We start from the raw sequence: 14,138 nt of genomic DNA on the forward strand, positions 1-14,138 counted from the left end.
TCGGATTTACCGGTGCTTTGTCATAACACTTATTTAATTATATCAAAAACAATGAAAATTTACACTAATTTTGATTTTTTGTAAGTTTTAATTATTAATTTTCTCTTTTGCTTGTGAAAGCATAAGTTTGATTCTGTTAATTTGATTTACTTCACTTGCGCCTGGATCGTAGTCAATTGGAATGATGTTTGCTTGCGGATACAATTGTCTAATTCTTTTGATAACGCCTTTTCCTGTGATATGGTTAGGAAGACAACCAAATGGTTGGATACATACAATGTTATTGGCGTTTATGTGAATTAATTCAATCATTTCTGCAGTTAACAACCAGCCTTCACCGTATTGGTTTCCAAGCGATACAACTTCTTGTGCGTAATCTTCTAGTTCTTGTATTTTTAGTGGATGAGTAAATTTAGATTTAATTAATTGATTTCTAATGTATTTTCTGTAATGTTCAATCAAATTTACACCCATGTTGCACATGAATCCTGTGAATTTTGATTTTGATAAGAAATTTCCTTTGTGGTATTCGTTTCTCAAACAGTAAAGTACAAAATCTGTCAAATCAGGCATTACAACTTCACAACCTTCTTTTTCCAATAAATCTTGTAAATTATTATTGGCTTGAGGAAGATATTTTACGAGAATTTCTCCAACAATACCAACTTTTGGTTTTTGGATATCCAATAATTCTATTTTTGAGAAATCCTCAATAATTTCATCGACTGTTTGTCTGAATAATTTTGAACTTGATTTCAAAACTCTCTTTTGACATTCTTCAATCCATTTTTGTTTTAGAGCATCAGTTTGTTTATCTTTTTCGTAAGCTCTAGTAAAGTTTGATAATCTCATTATCAAATCTCCATACAAAACAGCAACTATCATTTTTTGTAATACTAATGGAGAAAGATTAAATCCTTCGTTTTTTTCGATATTTTGCCAAGAAATAGCAATTACAGGAATATTTTCGTATCCCGCTTCTTTTAGTGCTTTTCTTATGAAACCAACGTAGTTACTTGCTCTGCACGCTCCACCAGTTTGACTCATTAACAAAGCTAGTTTGTTAGTATCATATCTTCCAGAATTTATAGCTTCCATCATTTGTCCAACAACTGTAATTGATGGATAACAAGCGTCGTTGTTTACATACTTCAATCCTTCGTCGATTACTTTTGAATTAACATCTTTCAAAAATTCTACCTTGTAACCACTAGCTTTGAAAAGTGCTTCCATTATTTCGAAGTGATCAGGCGCCATTTGCGGTGCGAGAATTGTGTATTCATCTTTCATCTTCTTAGTGAATTCAACTTTTTCTACATGATATGATTTTTTCACATTTGGAATGAAGTTTTTCTTTTCAAGCGCTTGTATCAATGATCTTATTCTGATTTTTACAGCTCCTAAGTTGCTTATTTCGTCGATTTTTAGTACAGTGTAAATTTTTCCTTTTGCAGACAAAATTTCATTAACTTGGTCTGTAGTTACAGCATCTATTCCGCAACCAAATGAATTTAGCTGAACCATTTCCAAATCTTCACTGTTTCCGACAATTTCAGCTGCTCTGTAAAGTCTTGAGTGATATACCCATTGATCCAATACTCTCAAATCGCTATCTACATCGTCATCATAATCAATTATAGAATCTTCTGACAAAACTCCAAGACCTAATGAAGTGATAAGTTCAGGAATTCCGTGGTTGATTTCTGAATCAACATGATATGGCCTACCAGCTAATACAATTGCTTTTTTACCCATTTCGCGAATCTTAGACAAAGCTTTCTTGCCTTCAACTTTTACATCTTTTCTGTATTTTTCAAGTTCATCCCATGCTCTATCAACACTGTTAGAAATGTCCTTGTCAGAAAGCGCAAGCTCTTTTAATTCATCGATAAGTCTCGTTTTTAATTTGTTTTTATCTTGGAATGAGATGAATGGGTTGAAGAATTTTGTGTTTTTCAATCCATCAACATTATTTTTAATAACTTCTGGATAACCAGTAACAACTGGACAGTTGATGTGATTATTCGCCTTATCGTATTCTTGTTTTTCGAAAAATACTGAAGGATAAAATATCATATCAACATTTTTTTCTAATAAATCTTCAATGTGGCCGTGAACTAATTTTGCTGGATAACAGCATGTTTCACTTGTAATAGAGGAAATTCCTTTTTCGTAGATTTCTCTTGACGATTTAGATGACAATACAACTCTGTATCCTAAATTTGTGAAGAATGTATGCCAGAAAGGATAATTTTCGTACATATTCAACACTCTAGGGATTCCTACAGTTGCTCTCGCTTTATCTTTTGGAATGCTCTTATAACCAAATAATCTCTTGTTTTTGTAATCGTACATATTTGGAAGCTTGTCTTTTTTATCGAGACTAATTCCAGCTCCTCTTTCGCATCTATTTCCAGTTACAAATTTCTTGCCGTTTGCAAATTTGTTTATAGTCAATTTACAATGGTTCGAACAGTATTTACATTCAGCTTGTTCTTGAGTGTATTCAAATTTTTCAAGTTCATCTTCTGATAAAATCGTGGAATATCCTGTTGATTTTTCTTTTGCAATCAAAGCCATTCCCATGGCTCCCATAAGGCCTGAAATATTCGGTCTTGTTGGAATTTTGCCTGTGATTTTTTCGAACGCTCTTAAAATCGCATCCCCGTAGAATGTACCACCTTGAACTACGATATGTTCACCTAATTTTGATGGATCTCTAAGTTTGATAACTTTTTGGATTGCGTTTTTGATTACTGAATAGCATAAACCTGCTGCAATATCACTGACACTAGCGCCTTCTTTTTGCGCTTGTTTTACTTTCGAATTCATAAAAACTGTACATCTTGAACCTAAATCCACAGGATTTTCCGATTCAAGAGCTTTTTGTTGAAATTCTTGTACCGATAAATTCAAACTGTGAGCAAATGTTTCAATAAATGATCCACAACCTGAAGAACATGCTTCATTTAATTGAATGGAGTCAATTATTCCGTCATTTACATGCATTGCTTTCATGTCTTGACCGCCAATATCCAAGACGAAATCAACATCCGGATCAAAATATCTTGCAGCAGTCAAATGTGCGATTGTTTCTACTTCTCCAAAATCGACTGATAATGCTTGTTTTATAAAATCTTCACCATAACCTGTGATACCACTGCTTGCGATTTTTTGATTTTCGTTTAATTTGGAATAAATTACAGATAACTGTTCCTTTACTAAATCGAGTGGATTACCTTGGTTATTTGCATAAAAATGATAAACAATGTTGCAGTCTTCATCAATTACTACAATTTTACTAGTAGTTGAACCCGCATCTATCCCCAAGTATAAGTTTCCTTCTACCTCATCAATATTTTTGAATTTTACGTTAGATTTCTTGTGATTTTCATAAAAATCTTCTTTTTCTTTCTCATTTTTAAATAACGGCTCGAGTATCAAATCATCGCTAATTTCTTGCTTTTTGTCATAAGATCTGTTTAACAAATCTTCGTATTTTATAGATTCTTCATTCATTGATGCAATGGCTGCACCCAATGCTACAAATACTTGTGCATTATCAGGACTATAGAATGTATTCACGCCATCATCTAATGTTGTGATGAATCTGTTTCTTAATTCCGATAAGAAATAAAGTGGTCCACCCAAAAATACTATGTTCCCTTCAATAGGTCTTCCACATGCAAGATTAGATATTGTTTGATTGACAACAGATTGGAATACACTCACTGCCATGTCTTCTTTTGTTGCTCCTTGATTAATCAAAGCTTGAATGTCAGTTTTTGCATATACTCCGCATCTACTTGCAATCGAAAATATTTTCTTGTAATCCTTGGCTAATTCGTTAAGACCAGTAGCATCTGTTTTTAACAATGCAGCCATTTGGTCTATGAATGCTCCAGTTCCACCAGCGCAGATGGAGTTCATTCTTTGTTCTACGTTTCCTTTTAAATAAGTTATTTTACTATCTTCTCCCCCTAGCTCAATGCATACATCGGCATTGGGAATATATTTTTTTATAGCTGTAGTTCCTGCTACAACTTCTTGTATAAATTCAATATTTAAATTATCTTCAACATACATTCCGCCACTTCCAGTGACCATGATTGTACAATCGCTGTTTTTGAACTCTGGATGTGAATCGTATGCTTGTCTAAGAACATTTTTGGTAGTTTCTTCAATGTCAGAACGGTGTCTAGTGTATTCTTGAAATAAAATTTCGTAGTTTTCATTTATAATGACAAGTTTGACAGTCGTTGAACCTACATCTAATCCCATGTGGATTTTCATTGTGCTATTCCCTCCATATTCCTATACTAAGTTAGTATATTTCAAAAGCACAAAAACTTCAATAAATTTTTTTATGTATTATATGTTTTAATTTTACTATTTATCTCAGAAATTACTTTCAATTTATCACAAGACCATTTAGGCAGATAAAGTTTTGGCTTGTATGCATCTCCAGTCATTCTATGCACGACAGTATCTTCATTTAAAATTTTGAAACTATCAACGACCCAATCAGTGTACTCATCCATCGTTAAAATTTTAAATTTATTTTTTTGATAATAATCGTACAACCTTGAATCTGTTTGTATATATAAAGAATGAATTTTGATTCCCCAAATATCGTGTATTTGTGTTTGATACACACTTTCCAAGAAATCATCTTCAGTTTCATAAGGAAGTCCAGCGATTACATGTGATATAACTTTGATTCCATTATCCATTAGTTTTTTTGCCATATCAAAATAAACTTCATTGCTATAAGCACGATTGATCAATTCTATCGTAGACTTTTTTGTAGATTGAAGTCCCATTTCAACCCAAACATCAACCTCTTTATTGATATCACTCAAAAGTTGTATCTTCTCATCATCTAAGCAATCTCCTCTTGTTGCAATATCAAGCACAATTACATTTTCATTTTCAATAGCATCTGAATAGATTTTTCTAAGTTCATTTACAGGCTTATAAGTATTGGTAAATGATTGAAAATACGCAATAAATTTGTCAGCTTTTTTCTTTTCAGATAATCTTTTTATTTGCAATTCGACTTGGTCTTTGATTGAATACTCATTAAAAGTAAATTCACCAGAACCACTTTCAGAACAAAAAATACAGCCGTTAGAATTTTTTCTATTAGGACAACTGAACCCACCATCTAAGGGTAATTTGTAAACTTTAGTGCCGTATGTTTTTTTCAAATAATCACTTAATCTATTTATTTTTATTTTTTTCACGAATCCTCCTGAAAAAACTTTGCATCAGTTCCACACACTCTTTTTCCATAATACTTTTTACTTCTATTTTATGATTGAGACCTTCGTAATCATTTAACGATAGCAAAGACCCGCAAGCTCCTCTTTTTTTATCAAAAGCGCCGAACACAACTTTTGGTATTCTAGAATACACCAAAGCTCCAGTGCACATCACACAAGGCTCCAATGTCACATACATAGTGCAATCATCTAACCTAAAATTTCCAATAACTTGTGTTGCTTGATTGATAGCTTTTAATTCTGCATGCATTGTAGCGTTGTTATCTGTTTCCACACTATTATAGGCTTGGGCAATTATTTCGCCATTTTTTACAATAACACATCCAACTGGAACTTCGTCCATATCAAATGCAATCCTTGCTTGTTCGATAGCTTTTATCATGAATTTTTCATCATTATTTTCCATAATTTATAAAACACCTTTCCTATCCGATTATATCAAATTGTTTGTATTATTTAAATTTGAATACGTAAATCGTTTGTGATATTCTTTATATATAATGTAGTATTTAAGGAGGACTTATGTCAGAATCAAAATTTGAAGAGTTTCCATACGGAGAACTTGGAATCATAGCTATGAAAAACATTGAAGGTTTGGCAAAAGAAGTTGACGAACTTTTAATGAAAAAAAACGGTGCAACACAAAGTTATTTATTAAAAATAACAGAATCCAGATTTAGTAACGGCGAAGGAAAAGTTACAATCGATGAATCAGTTAGAGGTCGTGATATTTTAATCATATCAGACGTTGGAAATTATGGATTGAAGTACAATATGTTTGGTGAACAAACTATAATTGGTCCAGATGAACACTTCCAAGATATCAAAAGAGTAATCTCCGCAATCAATGGAAAAGCTTCTCGTATCAATGTAATGATGCCTCTTTTATATTCATCTCGTCAACACAGACGTAAATCAAGAGAATCGCTTGATTGTGCAATGGCACTTCAAGAATTAGAATCCATGGGAGTAGATGGAATTTACACATTTGATGTGCATGATCCAAACGTCCAAAACGCAATCCCATTGATGACATTTGAAAACATCTATCCTACAGCAGAAATAGTTAATTATTTCCTAGAAAAAGAAGAAATAACTACTGATGAATTAGACAAAAAAGACATGATTATAATTTCACCAGATACAGGCGCAATGGATAGAGCAATTTACTATTCAAATATTTTAAAACAAGACATAGGTTTATTCTACAAAAGACGTGATTACACTAAAGTTGTAGACGGCAAGAACCCTATAATCGAACACAAATACATCGGACGTGAAGTTGATGGAAAAGATATTTTAATCGTAGATGATATGATTGCTTCTGGTGGATCTGTTATTGATATAGCAAAACAATTGAAAAAACAAAACGCTAAGAGAATATTCTGCGCAGTAAGCTTCGCATTGTTTACTGAAGGCCCTGACAAATTTGACCAAATGTACAATGAAGGATTTATCAACGGAGTTTATTCTACAAACTTAACTTACGTACCTGAATCAATTAAAAATAAAGAATGGTTCCACGCTGTAGATATGAGTGAATTGATGAGTGAATTCATTCACCACATCAATAGAGAAGAATCCATCTCAATATTGTTAGATAAAACAAGAGGTATTAACATTTTATAAGGAGAAAATAATGAAATCATCTCACGGAGCAAATCTTTTTGAAATACAAAAAGAATACGGATTTAATATAGATGAAATCAAGGATTTCAGTTCTAATGTCAATCCTTTAGGCCCAAGCCCTAAAGCGATGACTAAGCTTGAAAAAAATCTTAATAAAGTCGGAGTTTATCCCGACCCAAATTACGATCAATTGCTATCATCTATTGAAGAATACACCAATGTATCAAGAGACAAAATCTTGCTTACATCCGGAAGCACTAATTTGATTTCATCATTTATATCCCTTATCAATCCAAAAAACGCAATAATATTCAACCCTAGTTATTCAGAATATGAAAGGGAACTTAATAAAATCAACTCCAATATAATTTCTTATGATTTGGATAAATCAAATGATTTCGCAATAGATTGTGAGAAATTAACGAGAATGATAAAAGAAAATGACGTAAGTCTTGTAATATTAACAAATCCCAACAATCCAACAGGATACGCTATTGAAAACGAAAAACTTAAAAATCTCATTAAATCAAGTAATTGCTATTTCATGATAGATGAAACTTATGTTGAGTTTTCAGATGTAGACAAGTATTCAGCAGTTAAGTTAACTCAATCATGTGATAACCTGCTTGTTATACGCTCCACATCAAAATTTTTCGCAGCCGCTGGAATAAGATTGGGATACGGTATAACCGGAAACAAAAAACTTTACGATGATATAAATAAGCACACTAATTTGTGGAACATAAATATCTTCGCTGATATTCTTGGTGGTGAAATGTTTACAGACACTGATTACCACAAAAAAGTGTTCGAATTTATTAATCGTGAAAAAGAAAAAATGATATCTACTCTGAAAAAGATAGATTGCTTGAAAGTGTATCCTTCAAAATCAAATTTCGTGTTATGCGAAATATTGGATAAAAAAATGACCGCACATGATTTAAGAGAAAAACTAATTCCTTATGCTCTTATCATAAGAGACTGTGCCTCATTTAATAACTTGAATGAATACTTTTTTAGATTTTGCATTTTGGATGAACAATCAAACGACAAATTGCTAAAATTGATTGAAAATATTTTAAAATAATCGCAATTTAAAAGATCTCAGATAATAAAATCTGAGATCTTTTTTTGTTTGGTTATATTACTTTTTTATCTTTTTTGTGTTCATCTGATATTAAAGTTGCCATGTTAACAAATCTTTGAATTGTATCCTCATGATCTGGATGCAAATCAACTTTTTCAACATGAATTGCACACACTTTATATTCACCAGTTCCTGTTATTGGATCGTAGTGATTTGATGTTACTTCATTAATTGGAGATTCCCTGTAGTGGAATGTCATGAAAATCATATTAGGTAATACTTTATCAGTTACTACAACACGAGTTACAACACTTCCTCTTCTCGATGTTACTCTAATAGTATCCAAATCTTTTACGCCTAATCTTTCTGCATCCACTGGATTTATTTCTGCAAGTTCATAAGGACTTACTCCATCCAAATCTTTTGAGTATCTTGTAGTTATGTTGTAATGATATAACATTCTTCCTGTACTTAAAATCATTGGATAATCATCATCAGGCAATTCTTCTGATGGTCGGTATTCTATTTCCATCATTTGACCTTGGCCTCTTGCAAATATTCCTTTGTGCAAGTATTTTGTACCAGGGTGAGATGTTGTAGGACATGGCCATTGCAATCCGACTTTGTCAATTCTTTCGTAAGTCATACCTCTGTAACTTGGCATAGTTACTCTCATTTCTTCAAATACATCTTCACTTGTTTCATAACCGAAGAATACATTTGGATTTATGATTTTACTTACATCACACAAAATTGACCAGTCATTTCTAGCTTGTCCCGGAGGAGCAACAGCTTTTCTAACCCTTTGAACTCTTCTTTCAGTATTTGTAAAAGTTCCGTCCTTTTCTGCATAGCAAGTTGCTGGGAATACAACATCTGCAAGCTTTGCAGTATCAGACATAAATATATCTTGAACAACTAATAAATCTAAATTATTCAAAGCTCTCTTAACGTGATTTGCGTCTGGGTCTGATAAAACAGGATCTTCACCCATTATATACATCGCCTTTAAATTTCCCTTAACTGCTTGATTAAACATTTCAGGAATTTGATATCCAAGATTTGGACTCAAAGGAGTCTTCCATACGCTTTCGAAAAATTCACGAGCTTTTGGATCAGTAACTTTTGCATAAGCAGGATATGTGTTAGGTAAAGCACCCAAATCACATGCGCCTTGTACGTTGTTTTGACCTCTGATAGGGTTAATTCCACCAGACTCAATACCAACATGGCCTGTTAACATACCTAAATTTGCTAAGCTCATTACGTTTTCTGTTCCATGAGTGTGTTCAGTAATACCTAATGTATAGAATATACCAGCTTTTTTAGTCTTTGCGTATAACAAAGCGGCTTGTCTTATTAATTCTTTGTTCACACCTGTAACTTTTTCAGCTTCATCCAAATCGTATTTCATTACTGTTTTCTTCAAGCCTTCAAAGTTTTCAACACGAGATTCAATATAATCTTTGGCTTCTAATCCTTCTTCTATGATGACTTTCATCATAGCATTTAATAAGAATACATCAGTACCAGGATTTAACCTTAACCAAATATCTGCTTCTTCTGCCAAATCAGTTCTTCTTGGATCTACAACGATAAGTTTAGTTCCCTTTTTAACTGCTTGTTTCATCTTATTACCAATAATAGGATGAGCAACTGTAGCATTTGAACCAATGACAAATAATAATTCTGCACCCAGAATTTCTTCGATAGAGTTTGTCATGGCTCCACTTCCTAATGTAGCTGCAAGACCTGCAACTGTTGGAGCGTGTCAGGTTCTAGCGCAGTGATCGACGTTATTCGTTCCTATCGCTGCTCTCATCATTTTTTGGAATACAAAGTTATCTTCGTTTGTACATCTTGCAGAACTTAAACCAGCGATTGAATTCGGTCCAAATTCCATCTTTATATCTCTTAATTTGTTTCCAACATAACCTATTGCTTCATCCCAGCTACATTCAACTAATTCACCATTTTTTCTGATTAATGGAGAAGTCAATCTTTCGTCTGAATGAATCATATCTGTATGGAAACGACCTTTTATACAAAGCGAGTTTTGATTTACGTAACCATCACATGGTTCAACACCCTCAACTTTTCCATTTTTTACAACTAAGTTGAATTGACATCCTGTTCCACAGAATGGACAAGTTGTCTTAACTTTTTCAACTTCCCAAGGTCTAGTATTTTTTAATTGTTTGTTAACTAATGCCCCTGTTGGACATACGCTTATACATTGTCCACACATACGGCAGTTTTCTTTAGATAAAGGAAGATCGAAAGCTGTAGAAATATAAGAATCAAATCCTCTATTTTTAAAATCTATTGTATGTGTACATTGAACTTCTTCGCATACTCTGACGCATTTTCCACACAAAATACATTTATTTTGATCTCTAAAGATTAATGGATTGCTATCATCAACTTCGTGATTTTGAACTTCTATGTCATAATTACCATATTTGCCTAATACTTCAGGGTTTTTAACACCATATCTGTAGCACAAATCTTGTAATCTACAATTACCAACTTTTGAACAAGTTAAGCAATCTTTAGGGTGATTCATCATCAAAAGTTTAAGTATATTTTGTCTAGTTTTTACTAATCGATCAGTTTCTGTCTTAACTATCATTCCATCTTTGACCATAGTAGAACATGATGTTTGAAGTTTTCTTGATCCTTCAATCTCAACTAAACACATTCTACAACCGCCAAATTCGCTCAGGTATTTATCGTGGCATAATGTTGGAATATCAATTCCAACTTTATGCGCTGCTTCTAATACAGTGGTATTTTCTTCAACTTGAATATCAATACCATCAATATTTATATTTAACATATTACACCTACCAAACTTCGTTAAATCCTACATTCAAAAATATTTCTTCTAGTTCAGTTTTATGCATTTTCTCCATTTTAGATAAACCAGCAAAAATATCTTTTTCAGCTTTATCTAGGCAAGAGTTTGCTATATCAGCATATAATTGCATAGCTTCTTCTTCTCTTTTTATAGCTAATTTGATAGCATCTGTAAAATTCATTTCTGTAGTCATTCTTGGTCTATCAATGTCTTGTGATAAATTATAGTCTTCGCTATCATCAATTTTAATTGTTTCTGCCTTTGTTTCTAAGAATTTTTGTAAGTAATCTTTATGTTTTAATTCTTCTTTACTAAGTCTTTCAAAAAGACTTTTTGTTTGTGGATCTTCTGCTTTTTCAGCTGCATCTTTGTAAAATGTATATGAATCGTCTTCTCTGTTTACAGCATCGTCTATAATTGATATTAATTGTTCTCTATTCATTATCTCACCTATTTATTATCTATTTTTTCTATTTTTTTCAAAATCTTATCCAAACCTAATACATTATTCCAGCTTGCTTCAACAAATTCACCGCCAATTTTTTTGTAAGGTTGTTTTGGATTATCTACGTTTAACAGTTCTGTAGTTAGTCTACCCTTTAAACAAAGTGGTCTGCCATTTTCTGGGCTTAATGCTCTTAGTGCAATATTCTTGCCGTTTTTTCTCAAAACTTCAAATTCACAACCGTATTCGCATACTTTACATTGAACTTTCTTTGTTTCTAATTCCCATTTTCTTCCTAAATTCATAGCCCTCTTATCCATCAATGCTCCTACTGGACAAGCTACTACACATCTATTACAAGAAATACAATAAGAAGATTCAAATGTATCATTAATATCTAAATTAATTCTTGTTTCATATCCTCTATTTGAGAAGTTAAGGATTTTTCTATCATCCATGACATTGCAAGTTCTTACGCATTTACCACATAATATACACTTGCTATCATCTCTAATGATATATGGTGAAGAATCATCTACTAACTTTTCTCTTCTTGCTCCGTCATGTTCTCTGAATTTTACGCCATATTCATAAGAATATTTTTGCAATTGACATTCACCAGATTTTTGACAAGTTAAGCAATCATTCGGATGAGAATCTAACAACATTTGAAGAATTCTTTGTCTATGCTTAATTAACCTATCAGTTTTTGTATGAACAACCATGTTGTCTTTTGCCAAAGTAGAACAAGCTGTCATTAATTTTTTGCTACCTTCTATTTCGACCAAGCAAAGTCTACATGCACTCACTACATCCAAATTTTTATCGTAACATAAATTCGGAATATCAATCCCATTTTCTCTCGCTAATTCAATAATGAATTTGGGTTTATCAGTTTGAATTACCTTTCCATCAATAGTTACAGTAATCATACTATCTATCTCCTAACTACTGCGTGAACAGGACATACAGTTTCACAATTACCGCATTTTATACATTGAGACTTGTCGATAACGTGTTGTTTTTTAACCGCTCCTTCTATACAACTTACAGGACAATTCTTGGCACACTTTGTACATCCTATACATTTGTCTGTAATTTCGTATGATAGAAGTGCTTTACATGCATGAGCTGGACATTTCTTATCGTAAATATGAGCTTCATATTCATTTCTAAAGTATTTCAATGTAGAAATTACAGGATTTGGAGCTGTTTGTCCAAGACCACAAAGTGAAGCAGATGTAATAGTATCACACAAATCTTCTAGCGCTTCAATATCTCCATCTTCACCTTTTCCTGAAGTTATTTTTTCTAAGATTTCAAGCATTCTCTTGGTACCTTCACGACATGGAACGCACTTACCGCAAGATTCATCTACAGTAAATTCAAGGAAGAATCTAGCAATGTCAACCATACAGTCATCTTCATCCATTACAATCATTCCGCCTGATCCCATAATTGAACCGATTTTTGCCAATGATTCAAAATCAACCGGAGTATCTAAGAATTCTTCTGGAATACATCCACCAGATGGACCACCTGTTTGAACAGCTTTGAATTTCTTGCCGTCTTTAATTCCACCGCCGATATCAAATATGATTTCTCTTAGAGTTGATCCCATTGGAACTTCTACCAAACCAGTATTTACAACTTTACCACCTAAAGCGAATACTTTAGTTCCTGGTGAACCTTCTGTACCAAAACTTGTAAACCAATCTGCACCTCTATACATGATTGCTGGAACGTTAGCAAATGTTTCAACATTGTTAATGATTGTTGGTTTATCCCACAATCCTCTTTCAGCTGTTCTGAATATTTTAGTACGAGGCATACCACGTCTACCTTCGATAGATTCCATCAATGCAGTACCTTCACCACAAACGAAAGCACCTGAACCCAATCTCAATTCAATATCAAACGAGAAGTCTGATCCGAAAATATTATCTCCTAAAAGATTCGTTTCTTTTGCTTGTTGAATTGCTATTCTCAATCTTTTAACCGCAATTGGATATTCCGCTCTTACGTAGATAAAACCTTGATTTGCACCTATAGCTCTACCGCATATAGCCATACCTTCTAATACTGAATGAGGGTCTCCTTCAAGAATTGCTCTATCCATGAAAGCACCAGGGTCTCCTTCGTCGGCATTACAAATAACATATTTTTGACTATTTTCTACTTTATACGCTGATTCCCATTTTCTACCAGTAGGGAAACCTGCTCCTCCACGGCCTCTTAAGCCAGATTTTTTCATTTCATCAATTATGTCTTTTTGGTCTAAATCGAAAATTGCTTTATGTAAAGCTTGATATCCATCTGCGCCAATATATTCATTTAAAGATTCTAATTGGATTTTTTCTACATTTCTTAAAGCTATTTTATATTGCTTATCGTAGAAATCAACTGAGTTGTATTTTAAAATCTTATCGTCTTGTTTTGCATTTTCGTAAACCACATCTTCGTCAACTTCATCATTTACAATTGATTTATCGACGATATTTTTGACATCTGATAATTTAACCCTTGTGTAGAAAATTCCTTCAGGATATACAACAACGTTAGGACCAGTTTCACAAAGTCCGATACATCCTACTGGAACTACAACCACGTTTTCAATCTTTTCTTCTTCGATATACTTATTGAACTCATCAATTAAAGATTTAGCACCTGTAGCTTCACAACCAGCTCCACCACATACAACTATTTGCTTTTCTTTTGGATTAGTATGTTCAACATATATTTTATCCTTTACGAGCTCACGCATTTTAATATTTTTTGCAAACTCATCTCTTATTTCGTTAAGTTTTTCAATATTCATAACAAATCCCCTAA

8 protein-coding genes and 1 pseudogene are annotated in these 14,138 nt (G+C 32.9%); 2 read left to right on the forward strand and 7 right to left on the reverse strand.

Annotated features, from left to right (window positions below):
- Positions 1–87: 87 nt before the first annotated feature.
- From FMG_RS06050 to tadA, 3 genes are all read right to left on the reverse strand, one after another.
- Positions 88–4,293 carry a 2-hydroxyacyl-CoA dehydratase gene (locus FMG_RS06050; RefSeq protein ID WP_012290852.1) on the reverse strand — a complete coding sequence of 1,402 codons (4,206 nt, stop codon included), beginning with the start codon at positions 4,291–4,293 and terminating at the stop codon, positions 88–90.
- A 71-nt stretch (positions 4,294–4,364) separates the two neighbouring features.
- The gene (locus FMG_RS06055; protein ID WP_012290853.1) at positions 4,365–5,246 is read right to left on the reverse strand and encodes a TIGR01212 family radical SAM protein; all 882 of its coding nucleotides are present in this window, start codon (positions 5,244–5,246) and stop codon (positions 4,365–4,367) included.
- Positions 5,224–5,691, reverse strand: coding sequence for a tRNA adenosine(34) deaminase TadA (tadA, locus tag FMG_RS06060; RefSeq protein WP_012290854.1), 468 nt, complete (start codon positions 5,689–5,691; stop codon positions 5,224–5,226). Before tadA ends, FMG_RS06055 begins: the two co-directional genes overlap by 23 nt.
- 116 nt (positions 5,692–5,807) lie before the next feature.
- On the opposite strand from tadA, the gene FMG_RS06065 reads away from it, so the two are divergent.
- Together FMG_RS06065 and FMG_RS06070 are read left to right on the forward strand one after the other, a co-directional pair.
- A complete protein-coding gene (locus tag FMG_RS06065) occupies positions 5,808–6,914 on the forward strand; it encodes a ribose-phosphate pyrophosphokinase (RefSeq protein WP_002839913.1) in 1,107 nt (368 codons plus the stop codon).
- Positions 6,915–6,924: 10 nt separating this feature from the next.
- Entirely contained in the window at positions 6,925–8,001 is a 1,077-nt protein-coding gene (locus FMG_RS06070; RefSeq protein WP_012290855.1) for a pyridoxal phosphate-dependent aminotransferase, read from the forward strand.
- Positions 8,002–8,149: 148 nt separating this feature from the next.
- On the opposite strand, the pseudogene fdhF reads toward FMG_RS06070, so the two are convergent.
- From fdhF to FMG_RS06095, 4 genes and pseudogenes are all read right to left on the reverse strand, one after another.
- Positions 8,150–10,840 (reverse strand): annotated as a pseudogene (fdhF, locus tag FMG_RS09585) (formate dehydrogenase subunit alpha); the annotation flags it as partial.
- A gap of 7 nt (positions 10,841–10,847) precedes the next feature.
- Positions 10,848–11,303 (reverse strand): ferritin-like domain-containing protein, encoded by a 456-nt coding sequence (locus tag FMG_RS06085; protein WP_002837310.1) that lies wholly within the window; start codon positions 11,301–11,303, stop codon positions 10,848–10,850.
- Between the two features lie 8 nt (positions 11,304–11,311).
- The gene (locus tag FMG_RS06090) at positions 11,312–12,238 is read right to left on the reverse strand and encodes a 2Fe-2S iron-sulfur cluster-binding protein (RefSeq protein ID WP_002837246.1); all 927 of its coding nucleotides are present in this window, start codon (positions 12,236–12,238) and stop codon (positions 11,312–11,314) included.
- A 5-nt stretch (positions 12,239–12,243) separates the two neighbouring features.
- Positions 12,244–14,124: an NADH-quinone oxidoreductase subunit NuoF gene (locus tag FMG_RS06095; RefSeq protein ID WP_012290858.1), complete on the reverse strand. Its 1,881-nt coding sequence runs from the start codon at positions 14,122–14,124 to the stop codon at positions 12,244–12,246.
- Between the last annotated feature and the right edge of the window lie 14 nt (positions 14,125–14,138).

Origin of the sequence: Finegoldia magna ATCC 29328, from assembly GCF_000010185.1 — a bacterium.
GTDB lineage: Bacteria > Bacillota > Clostridia > Tissierellales > Peptoniphilaceae > Finegoldia > Finegoldia magna_H.